This is a genomic window from Streptosporangium sp. NPDC050284 (genome assembly GCF_044459525.1).
Classification (GTDB): Bacteria; Actinomycetota; Actinomycetes; order Streptosporangiales; family Streptosporangiaceae; genus Streptosporangium.
On the sequence record NZ_JBITIZ010000015.1, the window covers coordinates 155,400 to 181,120 of the forward strand.

Annotated in this window: 25 protein-coding genes; 15 read left to right on the plus strand and 10 right to left on the minus strand. The window is 68.5% G+C overall.

The features are described 5' to 3' along the window. Positions 1 to 11 precede the first annotated feature (11 nt). The 3 genes from ACIBH4_RS30570 to ACIBH4_RS30580 all read right to left on the minus strand — a co-directional run bounded on the left by ACIBH4_RS30570 (position 12) and on the right by ACIBH4_RS30580 (position 5,975). Entirely contained in the window at positions 12 to 3,761 is a 3,750-nt protein-coding gene (locus ACIBH4_RS30570; protein WP_362768531.1) for a hypothetical protein, read from the minus strand. Between the two features lie 686 nt (positions 3,762 to 4,447). Further along, positions 4,448 to 4,972 (minus strand): hypothetical protein, encoded by a 525-nt coding sequence (locus ACIBH4_RS30575; RefSeq protein ID WP_362519916.1) that lies wholly within the window; start codon positions 4,970 to 4,972, stop codon positions 4,448 to 4,450. A 295-nt stretch (positions 4,973 to 5,267) separates the two neighbouring features. After that, positions 5,268 to 5,975 carry a helix-turn-helix domain-containing protein gene (locus ACIBH4_RS30580; protein ID WP_362768528.1) on the minus strand — a complete coding sequence of 236 codons (708 nt, stop codon included), beginning with the start codon at positions 5,973 to 5,975 and terminating at the stop codon, positions 5,268 to 5,270. A gap of 80 nt (positions 5,976 to 6,055) precedes the next feature. Here ACIBH4_RS30580 and ACIBH4_RS30585 point away from each other — a divergent pair, with 80 nt between their 5' ends. The 3 genes from ACIBH4_RS30585 (at position 6,056) to ACIBH4_RS30595 (ending at position 12,981) form a co-directional block, all read left to right on the plus strand. Next, on the plus strand, positions 6,056 to 7,516 hold the full coding sequence (locus tag ACIBH4_RS30585; protein WP_362768525.1) for an MFS transporter: 1,461 nt from the start codon (positions 6,056 to 6,058) through the stop codon (positions 7,514 to 7,516). 242 nt (positions 7,517 to 7,758) lie between these two features. After that, complete coding sequence (locus ACIBH4_RS30590) at positions 7,759 to 9,849, plus strand: DEAD/DEAH box helicase (protein ID WP_362768522.1); 2,091 nt, start codon at positions 7,759 to 7,761, stop codon at positions 9,847 to 9,849. Between the two features lie 402 nt (positions 9,850 to 10,251). Then, positions 10,252 to 12,981 carry a beta-L-arabinofuranosidase domain-containing protein gene (locus ACIBH4_RS30595; protein ID WP_362519904.1) on the plus strand — a complete coding sequence of 910 codons (2,730 nt, stop codon included), beginning with the start codon at positions 10,252 to 10,254 and terminating at the stop codon, positions 12,979 to 12,981. A gap of 196 nt (positions 12,982 to 13,177) precedes the next feature. On the opposite strand, the gene ACIBH4_RS30600 is transcribed toward ACIBH4_RS30595, so the two are convergent. Further along, on the minus strand, positions 13,178 to 13,762 hold the full coding sequence (locus ACIBH4_RS30600; RefSeq protein WP_362768519.1) for a TetR/AcrR family transcriptional regulator: 585 nt from the start codon (positions 13,760 to 13,762) through the stop codon (positions 13,178 to 13,180). Positions 13,763 to 13,842: 80 nt separating this feature from the next. Here ACIBH4_RS30600 and ACIBH4_RS30605 point away from each other — a divergent pair, with 80 nt between their 5' ends. Continuing rightward, positions 13,843 to 14,259, plus strand: a complete 417-nt coding sequence (locus ACIBH4_RS30605) for a VOC family protein (protein WP_362519999.1) — start codon at positions 13,843 to 13,845, stop codon at positions 14,257 to 14,259. 17 nt (positions 14,260 to 14,276) lie between these two features. Here ACIBH4_RS30605 and ACIBH4_RS30610 read toward each other — a convergent pair whose 3' ends face one another. Then, on the minus strand, positions 14,277 to 15,440 hold the full coding sequence (locus tag ACIBH4_RS30610; protein ID WP_362768516.1) for an acyltransferase: 1,164 nt from the start codon (positions 15,438 to 15,440) through the stop codon (positions 14,277 to 14,279). A gap of 395 nt (positions 15,441 to 15,835) precedes the next feature. Here ACIBH4_RS30610 and ACIBH4_RS30615 point away from each other — a divergent pair, with 395 nt between their 5' ends. From ACIBH4_RS30615 to ACIBH4_RS30630, 4 genes are all read left to right on the plus strand, one after another. Then, positions 15,836 to 16,150 carry a hypothetical protein gene (locus tag ACIBH4_RS30615; RefSeq protein ID WP_362519894.1) on the plus strand — a complete coding sequence of 105 codons (315 nt, stop codon included), beginning with the start codon at positions 15,836 to 15,838 and terminating at the stop codon, positions 16,148 to 16,150. Positions 16,151 to 16,161: 11 nt separating this feature from the next. Further along, positions 16,162 to 17,316 (plus strand): hypothetical protein, encoded by a 1,155-nt coding sequence (locus ACIBH4_RS30620; RefSeq protein ID WP_362768513.1) that lies wholly within the window; start codon positions 16,162 to 16,164, stop codon positions 17,314 to 17,316. A gap of 95 nt (positions 17,317 to 17,411) precedes the next feature. Continuing rightward, positions 17,412 to 17,993 (plus strand): putative glycolipid-binding domain-containing protein, encoded by a 582-nt coding sequence (locus ACIBH4_RS30625; protein WP_362519887.1) that lies wholly within the window; start codon positions 17,412 to 17,414, stop codon positions 17,991 to 17,993. Between the two features lie 197 nt (positions 17,994 to 18,190). Beyond that, a complete protein-coding gene (locus ACIBH4_RS30630; protein WP_362519884.1) occupies positions 18,191 to 18,562 on the plus strand; it encodes a hypothetical protein in 372 nt (123 codons plus the stop codon). 60 nt (positions 18,563 to 18,622) lie between these two features. On the opposite strand, the gene ACIBH4_RS30635 is transcribed toward ACIBH4_RS30630, so the two are convergent. Both ACIBH4_RS30635 and ACIBH4_RS30640 read right to left on the minus strand, forming a co-directional pair. Continuing rightward, on the minus strand, positions 18,623 to 18,850 hold the full coding sequence (locus ACIBH4_RS30635; protein WP_362519881.1) for a hypothetical protein: 228 nt from the start codon (positions 18,848 to 18,850) through the stop codon (positions 18,623 to 18,625). Between the two features lie 287 nt (positions 18,851 to 19,137). Further along, entirely contained in the window at positions 19,138 to 19,869 is a 732-nt protein-coding gene (locus ACIBH4_RS30640) for a hypothetical protein (protein ID WP_362519878.1), read from the minus strand. Between the two features lie 528 nt (positions 19,870 to 20,397). Here ACIBH4_RS30640 and ACIBH4_RS30645 point away from each other — a divergent pair. Together ACIBH4_RS30645 and ACIBH4_RS30650 are read left to right on the plus strand one after the other, a co-directional pair. Continuing rightward, positions 20,398 to 20,766 (plus strand): hypothetical protein, encoded by a 369-nt coding sequence (locus ACIBH4_RS30645; protein WP_362768510.1) that lies wholly within the window; start codon positions 20,398 to 20,400, stop codon positions 20,764 to 20,766. Further along, on the plus strand, positions 20,763 to 20,903 hold the full coding sequence (locus ACIBH4_RS30650) for a hypothetical protein (protein WP_362519872.1): 141 nt from the start codon (positions 20,763 to 20,765) through the stop codon (positions 20,901 to 20,903). Before ACIBH4_RS30645 ends, ACIBH4_RS30650 begins: the two co-directional genes overlap by 4 nt. A gap of 148 nt (positions 20,904 to 21,051) precedes the next feature. Here ACIBH4_RS30650 and ACIBH4_RS30655 read toward each other — a convergent pair whose 3' ends face one another. Further along, entirely contained in the window at positions 21,052 to 21,456 is a 405-nt protein-coding gene (locus ACIBH4_RS30655) for a tyrosine-type recombinase/integrase (protein WP_362519869.1), read from the minus strand. 122 nt (positions 21,457 to 21,578) lie between these two features. Here ACIBH4_RS30655 and ACIBH4_RS30660 point away from each other — a divergent pair, with 122 nt between their 5' ends. Together ACIBH4_RS30660 and ACIBH4_RS30665 are read left to right on the plus strand one after the other, a co-directional pair. Next, positions 21,579 to 21,839, plus strand: a complete 261-nt coding sequence (locus ACIBH4_RS30660; protein WP_362519866.1) for a hypothetical protein — start codon at positions 21,579 to 21,581, stop codon at positions 21,837 to 21,839. Between the two features lie 9 nt (positions 21,840 to 21,848). Continuing rightward, positions 21,849 to 22,544, plus strand: a complete 696-nt coding sequence (locus tag ACIBH4_RS30665; protein WP_362768507.1) for a recombinase family protein — start codon at positions 21,849 to 21,851, stop codon at positions 22,542 to 22,544. A gap of 29 nt (positions 22,545 to 22,573) precedes the next feature. Here the strand turns inward: ACIBH4_RS30665 and ACIBH4_RS30670 are convergent, their stop codons facing one another. Both ACIBH4_RS30670 and ACIBH4_RS30675 read right to left on the minus strand, forming a co-directional pair. Beyond that, on the minus strand, positions 22,574 to 22,858 hold the full coding sequence (locus tag ACIBH4_RS30670) for a hypothetical protein (RefSeq protein WP_362519859.1): 285 nt from the start codon (positions 22,856 to 22,858) through the stop codon (positions 22,574 to 22,576). Positions 22,859 to 22,955: 97 nt separating this feature from the next. Continuing rightward, on the minus strand, positions 22,956 to 23,183 hold the full coding sequence (locus ACIBH4_RS30675) for a hypothetical protein (RefSeq protein WP_362519856.1): 228 nt from the start codon (positions 23,181 to 23,183) through the stop codon (positions 22,956 to 22,958). 777 nt (positions 23,184 to 23,960) lie between these two features. Between ACIBH4_RS30675 and ACIBH4_RS30680 the strand changes: the two genes are divergently transcribed. The 3 genes from ACIBH4_RS30680 (at position 23,961) to ACIBH4_RS30690 (ending at position 25,658) form a co-directional block, all read left to right on the plus strand. Next, positions 23,961 to 24,839 carry a helix-turn-helix transcriptional regulator gene (locus ACIBH4_RS30680; protein ID WP_362768504.1) on the plus strand — a complete coding sequence of 293 codons (879 nt, stop codon included), beginning with the start codon at positions 23,961 to 23,963 and terminating at the stop codon, positions 24,837 to 24,839. A 2-nt stretch (positions 24,840 to 24,841) separates the two neighbouring features. Continuing rightward, a complete protein-coding gene (locus ACIBH4_RS30685; RefSeq protein WP_362519847.1) occupies positions 24,842 to 25,039 on the plus strand; it encodes a DUF397 domain-containing protein in 198 nt (65 codons plus the stop codon). 73 nt (positions 25,040 to 25,112) lie between these two features. After that, positions 25,113 to 25,658 carry an AAA family ATPase gene (locus ACIBH4_RS30690; RefSeq protein WP_362768501.1) on the plus strand — a complete coding sequence of 182 codons (546 nt, stop codon included), beginning with the start codon at positions 25,113 to 25,115 and terminating at the stop codon, positions 25,656 to 25,658. Positions 25,659 to 25,721 lie beyond the last annotated feature (63 nt).

The following is a 25,721-nucleotide window of genomic DNA, read 5'->3' on the forward strand; positions in this document are numbered from 1 at the left end:
CATCGGAACGGTCAGCCGGGGGCCTGGAGGAGGACCTTGCGCTCGTCCACGGTCAGCTCGCGGACGGTGCGGGCACGGGCGAGTTCCAGAACCTCCTCCATCGGGCCGCACACGTCGCACCGCCAGACCCGGACGGTGGCGTCGCCGTGCGTGGTGACCAGGTGGCGGCCGTCGCGCCCGAACCCCACGCTCTCGACGGAGGCGCCGTACCCGTGGAAGACCACGGGCTCGCCCCGGCCCGCTGCCGTCCAGATCCTGACGGTGTTGTCGTTGCCGCTGCTCGCCACGTGCAACCCGTCGGGGCTGAAGGACACGCTCCACACCAGACCCTGATGCCCGCGCAACACCACCGGCTCGCCGTGTCCCGAGACGTCCCACACCCGGACCGTGCCGTCGTTACCGCCACTCGCCACGTGCAACCCGTCGGGGCTGAAGGACACGCTCCACACCAGACCCTGATGCCCGCGCAACACCACCGGCTCATCGTGTCCCGAGACGTCCCACACCCGGACCGTGCCGTCCTCACCCGCGCTCGCGACCCGCCGCCCGTCCGGGCTGAACGCGACGTACCTGACCACTCCCCGGTGGCCGCGGAGCACGAGTGGCTCCCCGGCTCCCGAGGCGTCCCAGACGCGGGCCGTACCGTCGTTGCCGCCACTGACGACCCGCCGCCCGTCGGGGCTGAACGCGACGCTCCACGCCATCCCGAGGTGGCCGCGAAGGAGCACGGGCTCCCCGCGCCCCGAGGCGTCCCAGACGCGGACCACGCCGTCCTCCAGCGCGCCCGCCACCCGCCGCCCGTCCGAGCCGAACGCGACGTCGAGGACCTCCCCGCCCTTCGGACGCAGCACGACCGCGTCGCCCTGGCCGGTGACGTTCCCGACGCGGACCGTCCCGTCGCTGCCGCCGCTCACCACCCGCCGCCCGTCGGGGCTGAGATCGGCGCTCCACACCTCCCCGGTGTGACCACGCACGACGGTGGCGTCACCCGCCGCCGCCACGTCCCACATCCGTACGGTGCCGTCGTCGCTCGCGCTCGCGAGCGTGCGGCCGTCCGGGCTGAACGCGGCGCTCCACACGGTGCCCCGGTGACCGCTCAGCACCAGGGGGGCGATGGAGCCGCCCGCGCCCCAGACGTGGACCGTGCCGTCGTTGCCGACGCTCGCGATCCGCCCGTCACGGCCGAACGCCACCCCCTCGACGGTGCCGTCGTGCCCGCGCAGGACCTTGGAGGTGCCGTCGTGCCCGCGCGTGCCCTCACCGGGCACGTCCCACGCCCGCACGGTGCCGTCGGTGCTCGCGCTCGCCAGGCGGGCGCCGTCCGAGCTGAACGCCACGCTCTCCACCGAGTTCTCGTGTCCGCGCAGCACCGTGGGCCGCCTCCCGCCCTCCGGGTCCCACAGCCGTACCGTGCCGTCGCCGCCCCCGGTGACCAGGCGCCTGCCGTCAGGGCTGAACGCCACCCCCAGGACCCGCCCCTCGTGTCCGCGCAGGACCTTCGGCGCCTCACCGTCGGCGAGGTCCCACACCCGCACCGTGCCGTCGTTGCCGGCGTCGGCCAGGCGCCGCCCGTCGGGGCTGAAGGACACGTTCCACACCGGTCCCTCGTGTCCGCGCAGAACCTCGGGTGCCTCCACACCCGTCAGGTCCCACACGCGCACCGTGCCGTCGACGCCCCCGGCGGCCACGTAGCGCCCGTCGGGGCTGAACACCGGGTTCCACGCCTCGCCGTCGTGTCCCCGCAGTACGACCGGATCGTCCGGTGACAGGCCCCGCCCGTTCACCTTCCACACCCGTACGGTCCCGTCACCGCTGCCCGTGACCAGGAGGCGCCCGTCAGGGGAGAAGGCGGCACCGCAGACCTTGCCGCCGGCGACGGGCAGGATGAAACCCACCCGGGAGTCGACGACGGCCTGCCTGAGGACCGAGGCGGCCTCGACGGTGTGGCTGACCTCGTACGCCCGCCGGGCCAGCAGCAGGCCGAGCTGGGGATCGAGCTGGAGCCTGCCGCGGGCGTCGGCGGCGAGCTGGCGGGAGTAGGCGAGCTCCTGCCCGTGCCGGGCCCGATCCGCCAGGACGAAGGCCATCACGGCGAGCGCGCAGACCACCACTCCGACCACCGTCGTGCCGATCAGCACCAGCCTGACCCGCCTGCCGCTCGCGGCGCGCTTACGTGCCTCGCGTGCCCGCGCGGCCTCCAGGAAGGCGCGCTCCAGGTCGTTGAGCCGGTCGAGTTCGCGGCCATCCCAGGCGGTCAGGCGCATCCCCCGGTAGAGAAGCTCGTCCTCGCGCCCGTGCTGCTCCCACTCCGCGGCGGCCTCGGTGAGGCGCCGGTGAAGACGTACGAACTCCCGGTCCTCGGCGAGCCAGCCCCGCAGCCTGGGCCAGGAGCGGATGACCGCCTCGTGCGCCACCTGGACGCTGTCCTCGTCGACGGTGAGCAGCCGGGCCTCGGTGAGCCTGGTCAGCACGGTCGCCACCGCCGTACCGTTCGGGCCGGAGAGCAACTCGTCGGGGGCGACGCGGCGACGGGTGTCCTCGGTGCCCTCGCCCAGCGCCGTCAGGCGCAGGAACACGTTCTTGACCAGGTGACGCTCCCCGTCGCCGAACTCGCCGTAGACCCGCTCGGCGCTCTGCGCGATGGCCCCCTGGATGCCCCCGGCCGCGCGGTACCCGGTGAGCGTCATCGCGTCGCCCTTGCGCCGCTTCCACGTCTCCAGCAGCGCGTGCGAGAGCAGCGGCAACGCCCCCGGCTCCGTACGGCAGTCGCCGAGAATGGCCTCGACGAGCGCCCGGTCCACCCTGAGCCCGGCGCGGGCCGCCGGTCCCGTGATCACCTGCCGCAGATCGTCCTCGTCCATGGGCCCGATCAGCAGCTGCCGGTCGCGCAGCGCCGCCACCAGCGGCGGATGTTCCGCGCACCTGGCGTAGAAGTCCGCGCGAACCCCCAGCACCACCCGCGCCCGGTCGCCGCCGTCCGCCGCGGCGAGCAGCCAGTCGAGGAAGGTCACCCGTTCCCGCTCGTCGCCGCAGAGCGTGAAGACCTCCTCGAACTGGTCGACCACGATCACGGCGCGCGCCGACCTCGGCCGTCCCTCCAGCAGCTGCCCGACGTCGAGGCGGGCGTTCGCGTGCCCTGCCGTCAGCCCCGCGTGGAGTGAGGAGGCGCTCACACTCATCGCGTTCGCCAGGCCTATCGCGAGCTCCTCCAGCGGATGCTCGCCCGGGGTCAGCAGCAGCGTCGGCCACGTCTCACTCCCCGGCAGCGCCCCGCCCCACAGCGTCGGCAGGAGCCCCGCACGCAGCAGCGACGACTTCCCGCTCCCCGACGGGCCGAAGACCGCGAGCAGGGAGGTGTTCTCCAGCCGCGCGCACAGCTCGGCGACCAGGTCCTTCCTGCCGAAGAACCGGTCGGCGTCACCGGGGTCGAAGGTCACGAGCCCCAGGTACGGGGCGTCCTCGCCCTCCTTGGCCCGCTCGGCGGCGTCCGCCGAGGCGAACTCCGCGGCCAGCGTCCGCCATCGCCTCTCCCAGGCCACGGGATCGCCGTCGCACGCCTCGACGTAGGCGAGGGTGACCGCGAGCGTGGGGAAGATCTCCCCTCCGGCCGCCTCCGACAGTGCCGTCACCGAGTAGTGCGCACGCCGGGACAACTCCCGGTAGCTCGGTCTTCCCGCCGCCTCCCGCAACTGCCGTAGTTCTGACGCGAACCGCTGAAGTGGGCTCGCGTCGGGATCGAGTGCCCTTTCGGGTCGCCCCATTCAGCCCCCGCCGGCATGCGATCGTCGTTGTCTTCTCCAGCAGATCAATTCTGGACAAGTCGAGATGCAACCATGCCCGGCCGTACGGGTCTAGGGGTTGGGCCGAATCACTGGATCGGCGCCCGTCGAAAACGACGTCGCCGGGGGGCGCCGCCGAGAGGCACACCCCCGCACCGGCCCCAGAGAAAACGGTGCGGGGGTTCTCGTGCCGTCCTTTCGGTATCGCTCACGCGCGATCCGACGGCGAAACGCCGGCCTCTTCGTTCCCCGTGGAGGCTCGGCGTCCGAGCACCGCCCGGGGTGGTTCCGGCCTGCGGACCGGAGCCACCCCGGGCGGAATCAGGTGGTTCTGAGGAGTGACGCGCGTCGCCCTGGCACGTTCCTCATCACGGGCCGCTCACGGCGGCCGGGCCGTACTCCCCCTGTTCTAGCGGTTCCGGCTTTGTCCAGCACAGATCTCGCGAACTAGACAAACAACCTGTACCTGCGGGACGAGACGGTCCGGGCGCGATGAGCGTCCCGGCGGGCGTGCGACAGTCCGGGCGGGGCGAGTCTCCCTGCCTCGTGGGCGGGCTCGGCCGCCCCTCCCGGGTCGGCCCTGTCGGGTCGGCTCGGCTGCGCCTCTCCCGAGTCGGCTCGGTCGCACCTCCGTCGGGTCGGTTCAGTCGCGCCCCTCCCGGATAGGCTCAGTCGCGAGCCTTCTTCCCCTTGGCGTTGACCGCGTACCACTCGCCGCCGAAGCCGTCGACGTCATGCCCCTTGATCTCGCCGGCCTCGGTGTCCTTGGCGAAGTAGTAGAGGGGATGGCGGTTGTAGGTCACCTGCGTCGTACCGTCCTCCCGCTCGGTGGTGCCGAGCAGGTCCTCCTTGACGCCCTCACCCGCCTCCGGCGTCCCGTCCGTGACGTACGGCGGCCACGCCCGCGCGCAGGCGTCGGAACACGACGACTTCCCGTCCTTGTCCTTGTCGAAGAGGTAGAGCGTGCGCCCTTCCTCGCCGACCAGAACCTTTCCGATCTTCGTCTCACCCAGTTCGACCTTGGCTCTGGTCGCCTCCGAGGGCGAGAGCGAGTCGGAGGGTTCCGGCGAGGTGGGCGACGCTTTGACCTGGTCCGCGACGATCGGCTCGGTCGTACCCCCGTCGCCGGCGCCGCCGCATCCCGCTGTGAACACGCCGAGCGCGAGCACGCCGGCATGAAGTAACTTCCTCATCTCCGTCCCTCCAGGCAAGCAGTGCCATTACTGCTGGACAGCAGACACGCTGCGACCTCGGCTGGAGGGCGCGACACGGACCCCCTTGGCAATCCTTTGCCCGCCCTTGCGAGATCCGTCCCACGTCCTGCCTCTCGCCGAGGTCACGTGCGAAACGCGGGGGAAGGCGAAGGCCCCGAGGGCGGCGCGGGAACGGCGGGGGTGAGGTCCCGGAGGTCCGCAGGGCGGCGCGGGAACGGCGGGGGTGAGGTCAGCCGGAGGTCCGCAGGGTGGCGCGGGAACGGCGGGGGTGAGGTCAGCCGGAGGTCCGCAGGGTGGCGCGAGAGCGGCGGCGGTGCGCCTTCTGGCGGCACGCCGCGTTGCAGAACCGGGCGGGGCGGCCGGTACGTGCGGCGTGGATCGGTTCGCCGCACACCTCGCACCGCGAGCGGGCCTCGCCGCGAGTGCTCTCCTCGCGCGGTGCCGCCACGGCCCGAGTTTCGTTACGTAACGATACTGGGGGGTGGGTTCCGTTACGTAACGGTGTCGCGGCCGGCGCGGTGTCCGCGCGGGCGTCGTAGGCCGCACGGGCGGCGGCGATCTCGTTCTGGTGCCGCTCCGTCCAGGTGACGAGCGACTGGATGGTGTCGTGCAGGGTCACACCGAGGGGGGTGAGCTCGTAGTCCACCCGGGGCGGCACGACGGGGTGCACGGTGCGGCGCACCAGGCCGTCCCGCTCCAGATGGCGCAGGGTGACGGTGAGCATGCGCTGGCTGACGCCGTCGATCTCGCGGCTCAGCTCGGTGAAACGCAGGGTGCGGCTGTCGAGGAGCGCGATGACGAGCAGGGACCACTTGTCCGCGACCCGGTCGAGGATCTGGCGGACCTCACAGTCTTCCCGGGTGTCCCACTGACGGGCGTCGTAGGCATCGTGGGCGCTGTGGGCGCTGTGGGCGCTGTGGGCGCTGTGGGCGCCGTCGGTATCGGGGCAGCGACTCGGTGACTTCGAAGTGCCTTCTTCCATGGTCATTGATGGTGTCTCATGATGCGACTACTTACAAGAGAGAACCGACTGCGGTTCCCGCCTCTTCGAGGAGTCGTCTCGTGTCCACACCACTGTCTCCACCCTCGGACCGGATGAGCGGGCGTGCCTGGGGCATGCTGCTCGTGCTGTGCGGTGCGATCTTCCTGGAGGGGATCGACGTGGCGATGCTGAACGTGGCCCTGCCGTCGATCCGCTCCGACCTGGACCTGAGCACGGGCTCGCTGAGCTGGGTGATGAGCTCGTACGTGCTCGGTTACGGCGGTTTCATGCTGCTGGGCGGGCGGGCCGCCGACCTGCTCGGCCGGCGGCGGATGTTCCTGGCCTGGCTCGGCGTGTTCATCGTCTTCTCCGGCCTGGGAGGGTTCGCGACCGAGGGATGGATCCTCATCGTCGCCCGTTTCGTGACGGGGGTGGCCTCCGCGTTCATGGCACCCGCCGGTCTTTCCATCATCACGACGAACTTCGCCGAGGGGCCGCAGCGCAACCGGGCCCTCCTGGTCTACGCGGGTACGGCGGCGGCCGGCTTCTCCCTCGGCCTTGTCGTCGGCGGCCTGCTCGCCGAGATCAGCTGGCGGTGGGTGTTCTTCGCCCCGGTGATCATGGCCTCCGCGGTCCTCGTCGCCGCGCTTCGCCTCATCCCGGGCGGTGAGCGTCCGTACCGTCACACGCGGGGCTTCGACCTGGCCGGAGCGGTCACCGTGACCGCGGCGATGATGACGCTGGTGTTCGCGGTCGTCCGGCTGGAGGACCCCGCCGGGGGATGGGCCTGGACAACCGGAGCGCTCGCCGTCGGAGTCGCGCTGATCGCCGCTTTTGTCGCGATCGAGCGACGGTCGGCGGCGCCGCTGGTGCGCCTCGGCATCCTCCGCTCAGGCCCACTGGTGCGCGCCAACCTCGGCGCGCTGCTGTTCGGGGGCTCCTTCTTCGGGTTCCAGTTTCTCGTCGTGCTCTACCTGCAGGAACTGCGCGGCTGGTCGTCGTTGCAGGCGGCCCTCGCCCTGCTGGCGGTCAGCATCGACGCCATACTCGCGCCGACCCTCACCCCGTTGCTGGTGAACCGCTTCGGCAACGTCCGGGTGATCTTCGGCGGGCTGTGCCTCGCCGCGGTGGCCTACGCGCTGTTCCTGCCGGTCGGTCTCGACTGGACGTACGCGGCGATGTTCCCGACCATGATCATTCTCGGTCTCGGCTTCGCCCTGGCGTACGGGCCGCTCACCATAGCCGCGACCGACGGCGTGGCCGAGGAGGAGCAGGGACTCGCCGGTGGCCTGCTGTACACCTCCTTCCAGTTCGGCGCGGCGCTCGGCCTGTCGGCGGTGACCGCCGTGAACGTCGCCGCCACCGGCTCCGGCGGGTCCCTCCTCACCCAGCTCGACGGCTTCCGCGCCGCCCTGGTCATCCCGTTCGCGATGGCCTTCGTCGCGGCGGCCGTCATCGCGTCCGGCCTGCGCGGGCGCAGCGGGGCCGACAGGTTCGTTCCAGAACTCATGAACGGCTCGTTACCGGGCAAAGGGCTGTGATGCCGTGTCCGGCTTCGCCGGTCGTTGACAACCGACCGGCCGTTGGCGACGGTGAACTGCCATGATCGGGGCGTGCGGGGAGGGACGAGGGCTTGGGCGACGTCGAGCGAGAGGAGCCGGCACCCACCCCAGGGCAGGTCAGGGGCCTCCTCCAGAGGGCGGGGCGCCTGGGGTCCCACGCGCGCACCCTGCTCGCCGATGACGCAGAAGCGCGCGCCGACGTCCAGCGCGCTCTCTCCCCGGTGCGTACACGCCTGGCGCGTGAGGAACTGGGGTCCATTCCCCTGGCGCGCCTGAAGGACGTCACCGTGGGACGGCTTCGGGTCAGCGCCCTCGAACAGGCCGGCCACCAGACGGTCCTCGACATCCTGGACACCACGCCGTACGCGCTCCAACTGCTCCCCGGGGTCGGGGCGTGGAACGCGAGACAGGCGCACGCCGCCGCCGGGCAGATCGCCAAGGCGGTGGAGGAGACGGTGGCGCTGCGGATCGACGTCGATCGGCAGGACGACGAGACCACGGCCCTGCTGATCGCACTGAACCGGCTGGTGAACGCGGGCCCCGACCTGCCGCGCGCGGGTGCCGTCGCGCGCAGGATCGCGGAGAGGCTCGCCTCGCTCCTGCCCGCCGCGCAGCCCGCCCGCGGGTGGTTGCGGATGTTGTTCGCGGGCCAGGAAGGCCGTCGCCGGGCGCGGGAGGCCGTCGCGCGGATCGAGGACGTGATCGCGGAGGCGAACGCGTCCGACACGGCGCTGCTCTTCGGCCAGGTCTCCGTGGACCTGCTGCGCCCGCCGGTCTCCGGCATCGAGGCGTGGGTCGACTTCGAGTTCCGCGCGTCCGAGTACTACAACCTGCTCGCCGAGATCGCGGCGACGGAACCCGACAGGGTCGCCTCAGAGGGTTTCCTGCCCGACGACATCTCCTCGCGGGTGAAGGCCCAGAACCTCGACGACACCCACCGCAGGGTCTCCCTGCGCGGCTACCAGTCGTTCGGCGCCCGCTTCGCCCTCGCCCAGCGCCGGGTGATCCTGGGGGACGAGATGGGCCTGGGCAAGACCATCGAGGCCATCGCCGTCCTGGCGCACCTCCGGGCGCGAGGCGAGAGGCATTTTCTGGTGGCCTGCCCGGCCAGCGTCCTGATCAACTGGGTGCGCGAGGTCGAGACCCGCAGCACGCTGCGGGCCTACTCCCTGCGCGGCGGCGACCGGGCCGCGGCCCTGGCGGAATGGGTACGCACCGGCGGTGTCGCCGTGACCACCGTCGACACCCTGCACCGGCTGGAGATTCCCGACGACGTCGCACTCGGGATGCTCGTGGTCGACGAGGCCCACTACGTGAAGAACCCGGCCGCGAGGCGTTCCCAGGCCGTCGCCCGCTGGTGCGACCGTACCGAGCGGGTGCTCTTCATGACCGGGACCCCGATGGAGAACCGCGTCGAGGAGTTCCGCAACCTCGTCGGCTATCTCAGGCCCGATCTGATCCCCGCCCTCCGGAACGGCGACGCGACGGCGGGAGCCGCGGGGGCGGCGGGGGCGCAGGCATTCCGCAGGGCCGTGGCGCCGGTCTACCTGCGCCGCAACCAGGAGGACGTGCTCACCGAGTTGCCCGACCTCGTCCACGTGGACGAGTGGGAGGAGTTCGGCGAGGCGGACCTCGCCGCCTACAGGAAGGCCGTCGCCGACGGGAACTTCATGGCGATGCGCCGTGCCGCCTACGCCGTACCGGAGACGTCGGCCAAGCTCCAGAGGCTGCTGGAACTCGTCGACGAGGCGGCGGGCAACGATCTCAAGGTCGTGGTCTTCTCCTACTTCCGCGACGTCATGGCCGCCGTCCACCGGGCACTCGGCGGCCCCGGCACCCCGACCTCCCCCGGAGACCCCGGCGGCCGGGTGCACGGGCCGATCTCGGGCGACCTCGGCGCCGATCGCCGCCAGCAGGTCGTCGACGAGTTCACGGCGGCTCAGGGACATGCCGTACTGCTCAGCCAGATCCAGGCGGGTGGGGTCGGCCTCAACCTGCAGGCCGCCTCCGTGGTGATCATCTGCGAGCCGCAGGTCAAGCCGACCATGGAGAGCCAGGCCGTGGCCCGCGCCCACCGCATGGGACAGGTACGCAAGGTCCAGGTGCACCGCATCCTCACGGCCGACAGCGTCGACCAGCGCATGCTGGACATCCTGCGCGGCAAGGCCGGGCTCTTCGACACCTACGCCCGCCGCAGCGACCTGGCCGACTCCACCCCCGACGCGGTCGACATCTCGGAACAGGCACTCGCCCGCCAGATCGTCGAGGAGGAACAGCGACGCCTCGCGACGGCGCGGCCGTCGCAAGACTGAGAAGGGCGCTCGCCGCCCCTTGGCAGTCGACGCGAGGAGCCGACCGCGACGCGGTGCGGCAGGTTCGCGTTAAATCGCGCAAACCCCCTGTTGCAAAGCGGTAACTTCTGTGAAACTTTCACAAGCGCGGACAGGGCGGCGCGATCCGTTTTCGGACGAGCCTCCAGGCAGGGGCAGTCGCCCTGACAACGCCACGTCAGCGAGAGTCGTGACTCGTTGACGCCGGATCGGGTCATCGGATGTACTTCGCGGCAAAGCACTCACCGAAGGAGTCCGTACAGAATTGCCACGTTAAATGTTAGCGCTAACAATTTCGTAGGGCAGCTCACCGGCTGAAAGTCGGTGGCCGACCGTGGTGGTCACGGCAGGTCACATCCCCCCTTCTCTCAAAGGAGCACCCCAATGTCCTTGAGTCGCCGCCAGCTCTTCCAGGCCGCGGGCGCCACCGTCGCGATCTCGGCCGCGAGTCAGGTGGCGGGTACGTCCGCCGCCTGGGCCGCCCTCCCGTGGGCGCGCGCCGACATCGGCGTGTCCGCCTACGAGTTCGACCTCGGCCAGGTCCGCCTGACCTCTGGCCGCTGGCTGGACAACCAGAACCGCACCCTGTCCTACCTGCGCTTCGTCGACGTCGAGCGGTTGCTGTACGTCTTCCGCGCCAACCACCGCCTGTCCACCAACGGCGCGACCGCCAACGGCGGCTGGGACGCTCCCAACTTCCCGTTCCGCTCCCACATGCAGGGCCACTTCCTGACCGCGTGGTCCCAGGCGTACATGGTGACCGGTGACACCACCTACCGGAGCAAGGCCGAGCACATGGTCGCCGAACTGGCCAAGTGCCAGGCGAACAACGGCGCGGCCGGGTTCACCACCGGCTACCTGTCGGGTTTCCCCGAGTCCGACATCACCGCCGTGGAGAACCGCACGCTCAACAACGGCAACGTGCCCTACTACTGCATCCACAAGACCCTCGCCGGGCTGCTGGACGTGTGGCGGCACATCGGCAACACCCAGGCCAGAACGGTGCTGCTCGCCCTGGCCGGCTGGGTGGACACGCGCACCTCCCGGCTCAGCTCCAGCCAGATGCAGTCGATGCTGGGCACCGAGTTCGGCGGCATGAACGCCGTGCTGACCGACATCTACCAGATGACCGGCGACTCCCGCTGGCTGACCACGGCCCAGCGATTCGACCACGCCTCGGTGTTCAACCCGCTCGCCTCCAACCAGGACCAGCTCAACGGGCTGCACGCCAACACGCAGGTGCCCAAGTGGATCGGGGCGGCCCGCGAGTACAAGGCCACCGGCACGACCCGCTACCGGGACATCGCGACCAACGCCTGGGCCATCACGGTCGGCGCGCACACGTACGTGAACGGCTCGAACAGCCAGGCCGAGCACTTCCGCGCGCCGAACGCCATCGCGGGCTACCTGGCGAGGGACACCGGGGAGGCGTGCAACACGTACAACATGCTGAAGCTGACCCGGGAGCTGTGGACGCTCGCACCGACCAGGGCCGACTACTTCGACTACTACGAGAACGCCCTGCTGAACCACCTCCTCGGCCAGCAGAACCCTGCCGACAGCCGAGGGCACGTCACCTACTTCACGCCGCTCAACCCCGGTGGCCGCCGGGGTGTGGGCCCGGCCTGGGGCGGCGGCACCTGGAGCACCGACTACAACAGCATGTGGTGCTGCCAGGGCACCGGCATCGAGATCCACAGCAAGCTGATGGACTCGATCTACTTCCACAACGGCAACACGCTCTTCGTGAACCTGTTCGCGCCCTCCACGCTGAACTGGTCACAGCGCGGCATCACGGTCACCCAGACCACCTCCTTCCCGGTGAGCGACACCACGTCGTTGCAGGTCACCGGAAACGTGAGCGGGACGTGGTCGATGCGGATCCGCATCCCGGCCTGGACCCAGGGCGCGACGATCAGCGTCAACGGGGTGCAGCAGAACATCGTCACCACCCCCGGTTCCTACGCCGACCTGAACCGGTCATGGGCATCGGGCGACACGGTGACCGTGCAGCTGCCGATGCGGGTCATCATGAAGCCCGCCAACGACAACCCGAACATCCAGGCCGTCACCTACGGCCCGGTCGTACTGTCGGGCAACTACGGCAACACCTCCCTGTCGTCGGCGCCGACGCTGACCCCTTCGTCGATCACCCGGACGAGCACCTCGTCGCTCGCCTTCACCGCCACGGCCAACGGGGCATCGGTGAACCTGGGGCCGTTCTACGACGCCCACAACCACAACTACGTCGTCTACTGGAACGCCACCGGCTCCTCCAGCGGCGGCGGCGGAGCGAGCTTCCGGCTGATCAACGCGGCCAGCGGGCTGGCGCTGGGCATCCAGAACATGTCGACCGCCGACGGCGGTCTCGCCCTGCAGTGGACCGACAACGGCACCGCCGACCACGACTGGGTGCCCGTGGTGGACGGGGGGAACCTGCGCTTCCGTAACGTCAACAGCGGCAAGGTGCTCGGCGTCGAGAACATGTCGACCGCCGACAACGCCCGGGTGCTCCAGTGGGGCGACACCGGCACCGCCGACCACCGCTGGGCGATCGTCGACGTCGGCGACGGCTCGGTCAAGATCCGTAACGCCAACAGCTCCAAGCTGCTGGGCATCCAGAACAACTCCACCGCCAACGGCGCCCAGGCGGTGCAGGACTCCGACAACGGCACCGCCGACAACCAGTGGCGCTTCGTGCCCAACGGCGCGCGCCGTATCCAGAACGTGGGCACCGGCATGGTGCTCGGCGTCACCAACATGTCCACCGCCGACGGCGCGCTGGTCGTGCAGTGGGGCGACACCGGCACCGCCGACCACCTGTGGACGGCGGTCGTGGACACCGGCGGCTACCTGCGTCTGCGCAACTCCAACAGCAGCAAGGTGCTGGGCGTGGAGAACGCCGCCACCGCCGCCGGGTCCCGCGTCGTGCAGTGGGCCGACAACGGCACCAACGACCACCGCTGGCGGCTGCGCTACGGCTCCAACGCCGCCTTCCGCATCCAGTGCGCCAACGGCGGCCGGGTCCTCGGCCTCTCCGGCACGGCCCAGGGCGCGCAGGTCGTACTCGCCGACGACAACGGCTCGAACAACAACCTGTGGAGGTTCGTGTAAAGCACGTGTTCGACCGGAAAGCGGGAAGTAAGTGAATTCCCGTCGGGCGAAGCCTCGATGATCGGAAACGAGGCTTCGCCCGATCGCCTCACCAAGGGCCGCGCGGGGATTCCGGTCACCGACGGTCGCGCGAAGATTTCAGTCACCGGTGGTCGCACGGGGATTTCGGTCACCGACGGTCGCACGGGGATTCCGGTCACCGGTGGTCGCGCAGGGATTCCAGGACGCGCGTCAGCTCCTCGGTGACGGCGGGGAGGTCGTCGGGGTCGGTCGAGCGGGCCAGCCACAGGGCCGCCTCGTTCATCGCGCCGGACAGGAGGTGGGCAAGCGGCTCCACGGGCCTGCGGGCGATGACCCCCGCCTCGATCAGCGTGACGAGCGCCTCGGTGAGGTGCCGCGCCGAGGACGCCTCGTCCATCGCCCGCCACTCGTTCCAGCCGAGCACGGCGGGACCGTCGATGAGCATGATCCGCTGCACGTCCGGGTCACGGCTCACCGCGAGGAAGGCCCGGCACCCCGCGACCAGTTGCTCCCACGGGTCGTCGTACGCGTCGGCCGCCGCTGCGACCCGCTCGCCGACCTCCTGCTGCACCTGCTCGACGACCGCGTGGAAGAGGTCGGCCTTGCTCTCGAAGTGGTGGTAGAGCGCGCCCTTCGTCACGGCCGCCGCCCCGACGATCTGCGCCAGGCTCACCGCGGCGTACCCGTGCCGCGCGAACAGCGCCCTCGCCTCGGTCACCAGCGCCCGTCTGGTCTCCAGCCGTTGCCGTGCCCGGTTCACCGTGGCCTCCCTTGTTGACGTACCGATGGTATGTTAGCTTCACATACCGTTGGTATGTGAAATGGACCGAAGGGAACGGCATGACCCTCACGAGCTTCTACCCGGTCGTCTGCACCGATCGGATCGCCGAGTCCCACGACTTCTACCGGCGGTTCCTCGGTTTCGAGACGACCTTCGAGGCCGACTGGTACGTGAGCATGCGACGGCCGGAGCCGCCGCACTACGAGCTCGCGCTCGTCGACCGCGCCCATCCGACCGTGCCGGAGAAATACCGTTCCGCGGTGCGAGGGCTGATCCTCAACTTCGAGGTGACCGACGTCGACGCCGAGCACGACAGGCTCGTACGGCAGGCGGGGCTCCCGGTGGAGCTGACGCTGCGCACCGAGGATTTCGGCCAGCGGCACTTCATCGTGGCCGCACCCGACGGCGTGCTCATCGACGTGATCACCCCGACCGAGCCGTCCGCCGCCTACGCGGAGCAGTACGCCCTCCCCTGATCCCTCAGGGTGATTCTCTAGGACGCGCCCTGTGCGGACTCCCCCGTCGGCTCCCTCTCGGGTTCCCTCGGAGAAGATCTGGCCAACCGCCTGCCGAGACGTTGAGCGGGAGCCTCGATCAGGCGGTGGGTCAGGTAGCAGAGCGGCACCAGGGCGAGGAAGAACAGCGGAAGATTCGGGCTCACCCCCAGCAGGAGCGGGTGCAGCAGATACAGGGAGAAGCTGATCACCCCGAGGTGGGCGAGCCACCGGGGGAACGACCTGCGCCGCAGCGCGAACGCGGCCGCGAAGAAGCCGGCCGCCAGCAGGAGCGCCGGCGCCCAGCCGGGGTCGTCCTTCGCGAGGACCCCGCAGGCCAGCACCGTCAGCACGGCGGCGACGGCGGTACGCCATCGGATCGCCCCCTGTTCCGCGCGGTACACGGCCGTACCGGCGAACATCATGGCCGGCACGATCAGGCCCTGCCACGCGCCGATCCGGCTGCCCAGCACCACCAGCGCCACCCCGAGGAGACCACCGGCCACCGCGGCGGCCGTACGCGTCCCGCCCGCCGCCCGCGCCGACACCACGATGACCGCGACCGTCGCGACCCCGAGAAGCGCCGCGACCAGGTCGGCGCGACCACCGATGACCGGGCCCGGCAGCAGCAGCCCCAGGAGTACGGCCGAGATCGCCAGAACGATCGCGGTCGCGGCCGACCGATGCGCCCGCCCCGCACTGAACAGCCCGGCCGCCATCAGGTAGAACGCCATCTCGTACGAGAGCGTCCACATCACCCCGATGACGGCGGGCACGCCGAGCAACTCCTGCAGCATCGTCACGTTCCCGAGGACGACGAGGGGAAGGGGACGTGTGCTCAGGCCCGGGTGCAGGGTTAACGCCCCGGCGTACCCGAGCAGGAGCGCCAGGCCGAGCGCGACGAGCAGCAGGGGCAGCAGGCGGAAGGCTCTGCCGATCCAGAAGACCCGCAGGTCACCGCGCCGTTCCAGGGAGGCGGGGATGATATAGCCGCTGACCAGGAAGAACACGAAGACGCCCCAGGTGCCGACGTCGATCCTGCGATCCACCTCGGCCCAGAGGTCCGGGATGAAGGCCCAGCCGGAGTGGTGCAGCGCGACGGCGAGCGCGGCAGGCCCCCGTAGGGCGTCCAACCAGGCCAGCCGTGAGGGGATCGAGGCCATTCACCCGACTGTAGGCGATAGACGCACTTTCCTGGACATCGCCCGATCCGCCACTCGGGATCCGAGAGAGATCAGCGCGAAGGTGGTGGAATCCCCAACAAGAGGGAGTAAAAAGTACGCTCACCTCTGCATCCCACAAAACAGGCCAAAATTATCAAATCGGCCAGCTGATCCACAGTGGAGAAAAACTCCACGATCAACTCGCGAAGGGGTGACCGATAGCCGCCGTCGGAGGATTTCAACAGGATCAGCATTCTTGACCTGGTGACGAGGATATCGCGCGACATTATGATTCCTACGAGGCCTCACGGCGGCACCACATATCAAGGCCGCGCCGCGTCGAGCGGTCTTCGGTCGGACGGAGAGATCCATTGACCCGGCAGACGAGGTTGGTCATGGCGATTGTGCTGATCATGCTTTGTGTCGGCGTCGGAATTTGGAGCTGGTATCTGTTCCATCTGCCTCTCCAGGAAGCGGACAGCAGGTCCAGCGTCCTCTCGGGCTTCGCCAGCGTCGTCTTCGGGGTGTTCGGCCTGATTTTCGGGTTCCTCGCGATTCGCAGGCCACCGGAACCGCCCGCCACTCCACGTCCGCGCGGACGTGCCGCGAAATCCAACCCTGAATCACCGCCCGGCTCACGGTCGGTCCAGGTCGGTGGAGACGTTCACGGCCCGGTCGTCACCGGCGACGACAACATCATCGGGAAATAGGCGGATCACCGATGCCGGACCCCCGCCCTCCCGATCGCTCGTCGGTCGACGTCAAAGGAAACGTCCTTGGCCCGGTCGTCACCGGCGACAGAAACACCCTCGTATTCGGCAGTTTCTCCAAGCGTCAGCAGAAGGCGATCTGGTCTGTCCTGCTCGCCATTCTCATCATCGGTTCCGCCACCATCATGATCATCATCGGCGACCGGGGTGAGAAAGGGCGCCCGACGCCCGTACGCACAGGCGCGTACACGGTCCTCCTGCGCGGCAGCGCGTTCGGGGGCGCGACATTCGATCAGCAGGGCGAGCTGCGCATCCGCGACTCAAGCAGCCGCCCGCCCTATGAATGGTGCCTCCAGGTGGGTGATCCATGGGGGGCGCCCGCGTACGGTGCCATCCGGTTCGGGACCACCGGCACCTGTTTCGGCGGTGGGCTCGACAGAGCGGTCGCACGTATCCAGGAAAAGGACGGAGAAACCCGTATCTCACCCGAAGCCTCGCCCGCGGCGCCGGGACAGAGCACGAACTCCTTCACCGCCACGTCCGGACTCGCCTCGGGGGTTTACATACCCGACCGCGGCGAGGTGCGCTTCCGCGCTTCGGGCTCCAAGCTCGAAGGCACGATCAGTCTTCAGGGACTGCAGGGAACCGGCGAAAGCTCGATAGGCACCTTCACCGCCACCTTGAACGCCTCGCTCGTCTCCGACGACCCGGAAGCGGTGATCTCCTCCCCGGTCCAGCCGGTACCGTACGGCGGCCCCACGGACTCGACCTCCGGAAAGGGAGTTGCAAAAACCAAACGCTACGCCATAAAGACCGTTGTCTCCTTCAGACAACTGGAAGGCGACCCACAGTCGATCGAGGACGCCCAGGCACGCTTCGCCGGTGCCGTCCTCGTGATAGACACCGGTGAGGGCGGCAGCTTTGTCTATGATCCCCCGGGATCCCGGACCGATGTCTTTCCGGTCGCCGGAAAGGTGATAAGCGCCGAGTCCGTCTACATTCTGGCCGGACAACGCTCGTCGAAGGACGCGACCACCAAGGCCGTGGTCGGCGGAATGCTGGATCTCAGCGGAAACGAACCCAGCATCAGACTGACCCTCACCACCACCACGGCCGAGACCACCTCGTACGAGGCGGAAGCCGTGTTGCGGGAGCTGGACGACTGATCGCGCTCACCCCACCGCCCTGGTCGGCCCCGGCCGGGGCCGACGGCGTCCTCAGCGGACGAGCAGACGGATCGGCAGGCGGGCAGAATCAAAAGATGACCTTCACGACACCGCCGAGTACCGCCGCCTGGCGACATCTCGACGCACGCGACGGCTTCGAGGTCGCCTACTTCCGGCCCCTGGACGACGGCCTGCGCGTCGAGGGCTGCACGACGGCGGTCGAGGACGACCGGACCTGGATCGTCGGCTACACCATCGACCTCGACGCCGCCTGGACCACGCGAAGCGCACGGATCACGAGCCGGTCGGCCTCGGGAGCCCGGCAGACCGTCCTGGAGGCCGACGGCGCCGGCCACTGGCGCGTCGACGGCGAACCCACCCCCCACCTGGACGGTTGCCTGGACGTCGACCTGGAGTCCTCGGCGATGACCAACACCTTCCCCGCGCACCGGATGGGCCTGCGCGTCGGCGCCCGGTCGGCCGCCCCCGCCGCCTACGTACGCGCCACCGACCTCACCGTCGAACGGCTTGAACAGGACTACGTCCGCGTCGCCGACGAGGGCTCCCGACAGCGCTACGACTACAGCGCCCCGGTCTTCGACTTCGCCTGCCGCCTCGTCTACGACGAGTCCGGCCTCGTGCTCGACTACCCCGAGATCGCCGCACGCGCGGCGTGACCGCCAAACCGTCGAACCGGGCGAACCGAACTCCACCGAAGTGGCGCAGCGGCCGGGGGGCGAGCAGTGATGGAATGGTCAGTGGCGTTAGCGAGGTGTCGGGGCGCGGCTTACCGCCACTGGCCGTTCCGATCCGGCTGGTCGCCGGGGCGGCCTGCGAATCCTTGGCGTCTGTAAGGGTCTTGTGGACGACGCCGATGGAGACCTTGACACCAGCGCGGACGCTGAGCGGGTTCGACCAGGTCGAAGATAGGGTCACGGGAGCTGCGGACGGAGTGCCGGAGGCGGCGGACCGGTGCGTCGAGCTGGCCAGGCTTGAGGGTGCGGACGTTGCGGATGCGTTCGAGGTCGAAATAGTCGGGGTTAATGGATTGGCGGCCGATGGTGACGAGTCCGAGTTCGGTGAGGTCCTTGATGCCGATAGCGCAGGTGTCTTGGCTGAGTCCGCAGTGTGCCTTGAACACCGAAGGGCTGATCCAGACTGGTTGGGGGCGGTGCCGGTGAGGGCGTTCTGGTCGAGCAGGATCAGGTACATGGCAAGGCTCGGGCCGACCATAAGTTGGATGTAGCCGGTGGTCCAGAGAGTCGCCGGGATCTGGGCGTAGTAGTGGGGCTTGGCCTTCGCGGGGTCAGATGAAAACGCCGGCGGTGTCTACGTCGGCGTGCATGATCGGGTAGCCATAGGCGGTGCCGCCATCGGGATACACGTTGCGAGGCAGGACCAACGCCCGCACGACCAAGCCCGCGCGCTCCGCCCGTTCGGCGGCCATCCGAGCCACCGCGATCTGCCCGGCGGCCCAACCGACGGTGAGCTTCCCTACCTGGGACAAGCCATTGGCTTTTTCGTCACTTGTCATACTCTGAGTCTGCCCAACCTCGCCGACAGTCAGCTGGGCGAAGCGCCGATCTACTTGTCGGTAACGTGCGGGGATACCTAATCCCGTGAGTTACCAGGCGCCGGGCAAAACGGGCATCCTCACCCCCGCTGTCCTGACTCAGCGAAGCTGCGGCAGATCGGCGGATCTGATGCATCGGCTCAGGCAATCTGACGCGGCTCAGTGAAAGTGATCCGGGCAGGACACCCGCCGCGCCTGATGAACCTTCCGATTCGATGATGATCATGGGGTGGACCCCTGACCGGCCGTCATGCGGCGAGCATGTCAAGCGGTCCGCCGACCAGCACCAGGGCAAACGCCGCCCAGCGGAACACATGCAGCGGCCGAGTGCGATGCAGGAGCGCGCCAAGGAGTGTCTCGGCCGCGCCCATCAGCGCCCACCACGCTGCCTTGGCGAGCAGCCAACTCCAGCCCTTTTCCAAGAACCGTTGCTGATCAGCGGGCACGTGTTCCGTCAGGAACGCGTCGATCCGCAGAGAAATGTGATGATGCTGTCCGGCGCATAGATCGTCGTGCTCGCGGTCGCATGGATTGCCGTTGTCCCCCGCGTGGACGCGAGGCAGCTCTGCGATGACGCTCCTGTGGAAGGCGTCGTACTCCTCAAGCGAGCAGCCCAGCGCGCGGGGGACGTAGCCCGGACTACTACGTACAGCCCACATGCGGGCTGCCAGGCCCGTCTGCTCATACACGCCTACGGAGATGAAGTGCTGCCTGACAGTCGTATGAAGGCGGGCCACGCCAGCTTGAGACAACCTAAGTCGGGCATGAGAGAGGGCGTCTGTAGCGCGGGCCTTCAATCCGCCGCCCCGCTCCCGCAGCTTGTCGGGGTCGAGGAGGTCCAGAACGATGGACAGCGCGGCGAAGTACAGCATGACCTTCCCGACGCGGCCCCACACCAGCATGGGCCACCCCCACACCAGCATGTTGGTGGTTGAATGGCCGTTGAACCAGGTGGCGATGACGTCAAGTAATTCGTTCACGGGCAGCCCCTTCGCGTGTGCAGCGGGTTTCACGCAGGGTTCCAGTCTTCTCTCGTTCGCCGGTATGTGCCGGTCGTTCGCTGGCGCAGAAGAGGCAACGACTTGATGTCTCGACTCAGCCAACCCAATGCCGCCCAGTTCAGCGAACCGCGCTCCGAGGCGTCGGTCTTCTGCTCTCATCACTTGTGCTGAGCCGCACCCTGCGCCATCCAGCTCAGCACATCTGATGCGCCGCAGGTACGCGCGCCGGGCCGGGCATCACTCGACTGAGTCAGGACACGCGCGTCCCACTGACAGCCGCCCCGAACGACCGTAGCCGGGGTGCCACCGGAATACGGCGGAAACGGACCGCGCCGGGATGCCGACGGACAGAATCTTGGACTCTGTCTGGTCAGCACAACCGCATCACCGCAGGCCAACGCACCAACGACGGTTCGTTCAGCATTCCAATGGGCAGCCCTCACTTCGGAGGCGCGCAAGTTTTATATGTTATACTTGTTGCTTGACTAAGTGTGATAGAACGATAGTATGATTAATAATTTTTCTCGGCAACTTCGACGGAAGATGTTCCTCTTTGCCTTTTTGGGCGTCCTTGCCATGCTCGCTGCGATCACGCTGGCAGGTGTAGGCTTTTCTTTCCCCAAGGGAACTCAGCTAATAGCGCTTATATGCCTTTCTTCAGTAGCTCTTAGTGCCCTTGCGTTCATGACTGCGCTCGCTTCTTTTGCCTTCACAGGGAAATTTCGCTCTGCACTCCACAGGAGTGCTGACGAACAGGAGGAAACGGCCGTTTGGCGATTGTCCGGCAAGCTCTTGCTGATCAAGATCTCTTTTAGCTTCCTGGCATTCAGCGCTGTGTTACTGGCTCTCGCTGTTGTATTGAATACCTGGTCATGAAGACCAGAAGACACGCGGATCGGGTCAATGCCGGGACGCGGCAACAAGCTCACCTGGTCCCTTGCACCCCCTTCCTGGCAGCCAAGGTCCTGCCCATCCTGTTCGCCGAGTACGAGCGGGTCCACTGGGTCTACTGAGGATGAAATCTCGGCGTAACGGTGCGCTTGGGGTCAATTCCGGTGCGTTGTCCGTGTGGGTGTAGACCTGGAGGTATGAGATACGCGGACAGAAAGGGGTCCCCGTAGCGAACAGCGAAAATCCAACGGATATAGATCTGACCTGCGGTTAGTGGGTTCGGCGTGGTGGGGCGAGGATGCCGGTGATCTCGGCCACGGCCTCGCCGCCGGGGCGGGTGTAGCGCATGGCGGCGCGGGGGTTCTTGTGGCGGGTCTTGGCCATGATGAGTTGGAGCGGCACCTTCTGCTCGCCCAGGTGGGTAGCGGCCGAATGGCGCAGCTGGTGCGGGTCGAGGCCGAGATGCCGCTCCATGAGCACGCGCACCCGGTCGTAGCCCAAACGGGGCCGCCCGGTGTGGGGGCAGATGTGCTCGGGGCTGGGACGCCGGGCGGGGACAGGGCGCCGGTCGGCGAGGAACAACGGGCCGCGTGTTCGGACAGGCCCGTCGGGGTGGCCGTTGGGCAGTCGGAGAAGGCGGGGTAGGAGGCGGGCGGTGCCGGCGTCCCAGTACACCCACTCAATGTCGCCGCCCTTGGACCGCAGCGGCGCGGGCGGCGGTCTCGTACAGCATCCGGTAGAGCGTCTTGTCCCGCAGCGGGAGGTCGCGCCGGGACAGCAGCCGTTCCAGCTTGATCTTGGCGACGGCCTTGGTGTGGTCGACGCTCTCGCGGCGACGTTCGGCGTCGGCGGGGACCGACGGCGCCGCCCATCTCTTCTTGGTGGCGCACCAGGTGAGCCAGGAGGAGACGGCGGCGCGGTTGCGGTTCCAGGTGGCCGACGCGCATCCACCCCACAGGATGGTGAGGGCATCGCCGATCTCGGTGTCGGAGACGTCTGCCAGGAGCCGCTCGCGACCGCCGACTGCGGCGATGGTCCGGTCGATGGCCGAGGCGTAGGCGCGGCGGGTGTTGTCGTTGGCGACCCGGTGGGTGGACAGGAATTCGTCGGCCGCGTCGCCGAGGTTGATCGCGGCGCCGCGCAGCGCGATGACCTTCGCGTTGGGTCAGCACCGACAAGCAGAAGACCCAACGCCAGCACGACGCCATCGACCCGATTTACCTGAAGGTCTTCGAGGAGAAGGCCAGCGGCAAGACCGGCCCGCGCTGCTGAACACGCTGTCCTACATCCGTTATGGGGACATGCTGTGCGTCCAGGAGGTCGACCGCCTCGGCCGCAACCTCCTCGAAGGGCTCATCGTCCTCAACAACCTGTTCCAGCGAGGCATCGCGGTTAAGGTGCTGAAGCGAATCGCGGCCGGCGAGCACACCGAGCGCTCCCTGATTCTCGATCTGGCCCTGTCCGAGGACCGGCGCCGCGACATCGTCCGCAAAACCAAGGACGGCTTGGAGGCGGCCCGCCGCCGCAATCGGGTCAGCGGCCGCTGGCCCGTGGTTGACGACGACAAACGCGCCGCCATCCGCACCATCGCCGCTGGCGTCAAGGTCTCCATCGGCGTCGTCCACAAGACCCTTACAGACACCAAGGATTCGCAGGCCGCCCCGGCAACCAGCCGGATCGGAACGGCCAGTGGCGGTAAGCCGCGCCCCGACACCTCGCTAACGCCACTGACCGTTCCATTACTGCTCGCCCCCCGCCGGTGAGAAGGATGCTCTCGTACCGCCGCGCCGACTCAGGCGCCGGGCGGGTAACCGGTGTTCAGGCTGAGCGCGATCTGCACCTGACGGACCAGTACCGTGACCAGCCGTTCAGGCGAAGATCGAATGATCATGCACCTGGCGCCCGCCTTCACCTCCCGGTCGGTGAGTGGCCGACGCCGAAAAGCTGTCCAGCGGTCGGGAAGAAGGTCATGGACAATGCGCCACTCAGGGAAGGTCTGCTCAAGCGCGGCGCGCTGGCGCTCCTCGGACGCGCCCACGACAACGGCGATCTGTGCTGCTCCTTTCATCGCGATCACCTCGGCACGTTCCGGTACGGGTGAGGCGAGCGACTGCGGACGGAAGCGAGGGCCGGACCGTCGTGGTGCTGCCCTGCAGCGCGGGATCGGCGCCCGATCACGATGTCACCCGCCCCGCCGCCTCCCGGGCGATGGCCTCGTGCCGATCGACCTCGGCCCGCAGCTCGTCGAGGGTGTCGGCGTCGACCGTACGGTCCGCACCCGCATCCGTCTCGGCGTCGGTGAACGGAAGGACGCGGGACGCCCACAGCCGTCCCTTGTCACTGAGAATCACCCGCCAGCCGGGAATGGTCGATTTGGGGATAGTAGTTCTAGCATCTTCCATGGATCGGACCTCCGCAGTCCGCTCTAGGACCCGTCCGGACGTGTGCAGCGTCGGACGGGTCCGCCTTATGGGATGGGAAAGAAGCTGGTTCGCGCCGTATGGCTCGGGCGGCCGGGGCGTCGGTGGAGCAGTCTTGACCTCGTCAGGACCGCAGGCAACCGGGTGTGCACCATAGGAGGCGGGGCGTCGGCGATCATCGCGCCGGGGTGGCGCGAAGGCAGCGGGCCGCGATCCCCGAGGCCGGAAGGATCGAGAGATCCTCCGGGCTTGCGGTGTTGGCACGCTGGGAACGGGGGCCGGTTCGGGGCGCCGCTGGGCGGGCACCAACGGGATCACCTCGACAGGAGCCACGACGGCGGGCGGCTCGAAACCAGGCAGGTGACTCGGTCCTGTACGGCGCCGAGCCTCCAGGCGCGTGGCAATCAGCTCGCCCGACGGCTGCGCGTACTCGTGATCGACGAGGTGATCTGGGCAGCCGTGCGCGTAAGGTGCGTGCCCGCAGACGGCGCAGCCCATCGGCATCGGCGCTCTGTCGGTGAAACAGTCGCAGCCACTCACCATGGTCCGGTCGAGAACCGGAGCACCAGGATTGTTCACGGACCGGGGCTCACTTCCTGATCAAGAACCCGTCCGGACGTCGCAAGCGCCGAGCTGGTTCGTTCGCGTTCACGGGGAGCAGCGACTGGGAGCAATGGCTTCTTGACGACCTGCACCACTCCCAGCGAGACATCCCAATGATGGATGGGAAATCCCATGATCACAATATGTAATCTCAAGATGACTGACCGTGAGTCGGGGAAGGGAATCTTCGTGGGGCAAACTGTCCCCATGCAGAACACCGTCCGCCAACGCCGACTGGCCCGGGAGATCCGCAGCCTTCGAGATGCCGCAGGCTGGACGACCACCGAGGCCGCACAGCACCTTTCCTGGTCGAAGAGCAGGCTCAACCGGCTGGAGACGGGCGCGGCCAAGGCCACGGAGCAGGACGTGGCCGAGATCTGCGACGTCTACAAGGTCACCGAGTCTGTGCGGACCGCACTCGTCCAACTGGTGCGAGACAGTGCCCGCCACGGCTGGTGGACCGCTTACAGCGATGTGTTCGCCGGATCGTACGTCGGACTTGAGGATGAGGCGTCACTCATCAAGGAGTGGGGCGTCCAACTCGTTCCCGGCCTGCTTCAGACCGAAGACTACGCCCGGGAGATCATAAGCACGGGGCTCGGAAACGGTGACGCAGAGCAGGTGTATCGCCGCGTGATGGCCAGGATGGCGCGAAAGACGCTGCTCGGAAGACCGAACCCGCCTGGGCTGCATGCCGTCATCGACGAAGCGGTGCTTCATCGTCCGATCGGCGGTCCTGAGGTGATGCGGGAGCAGCTACGGGCTCTGATCATCGCAGCCCGTCGGCCCAACGTGACCATTCAGGTGTTGCCCTTCGGAGTCGGTGTCCACGCGGGCATGGACGGCTCGTTCATTCTCCTTGAGTACGCCAACCCCGCTGACGACGTCGCCTACGTGGCAGGAACTGCCGGGGATGTGTACGTCGAGAACCCCGAGCACGTAACGCTCTATAAAATGTCTTTTAAGCGCATTTGCAGTGCAGCGCTCACCCCTGACGCATCGCAAGCGATGATCGCCGCGGCCATGAAGGAGTAGCCATGTCCTCTGATCTGCTCGGCGCCGAGTTCCGCAAGTCCAGTTACAGCAACAGCGGCGACGCATGCGTCGAGGTGGCGACGAACCTGCCGGGCCTCGTCGCCGTCCGCGACAGCAAGGACCCGTCCGGCCCCGCGCTGACCTTCACCCCGAAGGCATGGCGCGACTTTCTGGCGAGCGTCCGCGACGGCGGCTTCTGACCAGACCCGTAACGGCGGACACGACCGCGGACGTACGAGGTCTTCTACCGATACAGCGCGACAAAGGACATTCATGACCCCCATTCCCCCGCAGTCCGTCGTTCTCGTCACCGGGATCCAGGCCGCGGGCAAGTCGACCGTCGCGCAGATGCTGGCCGAGCGGTTGCCGCGCTCGGTGCACGTCCGGGGCGACCTGTTCCGCCGGATGGTGGTCAACGGCCGGGCCGACATGACGCCCGACCCGTCCGCCGAGGCGGTGCGGCAACTGCGGTTGCGGTACCGGCTGACCGCGGCCACCTGCGACGCGTACGCCGAGGACGGGTTCACGGTGGTCGCCCAGGATGTCGTGCTCGGCGACCACCTCGCCGAGATGACCGGGCTCATCCGGCGGCGGCCGCTGTTCGTCGTCGTGCTCGCCCCGCGCCCCGAGGCCGTCGCCGCCCGCGAGGCGGCCCGGGGCAAGGACGCCTACGACCGGTGGACCATCGACCTTCTCGACAAGGGCCTGCGTACCACGACCCCCCGCCTCGGTCTCTGGCTCGACACCTCCGACCAGACCCCCGAGGAGACCGTGGACGAGATCGTCGAACGGGCGGGGGCCGAGGCCGAGGTCCGGTGATCGGTCAGACGCTCCACCCACGGTGGTCGGTCAGACGTTCCCCCCACGGTGGTCGGTCAGACG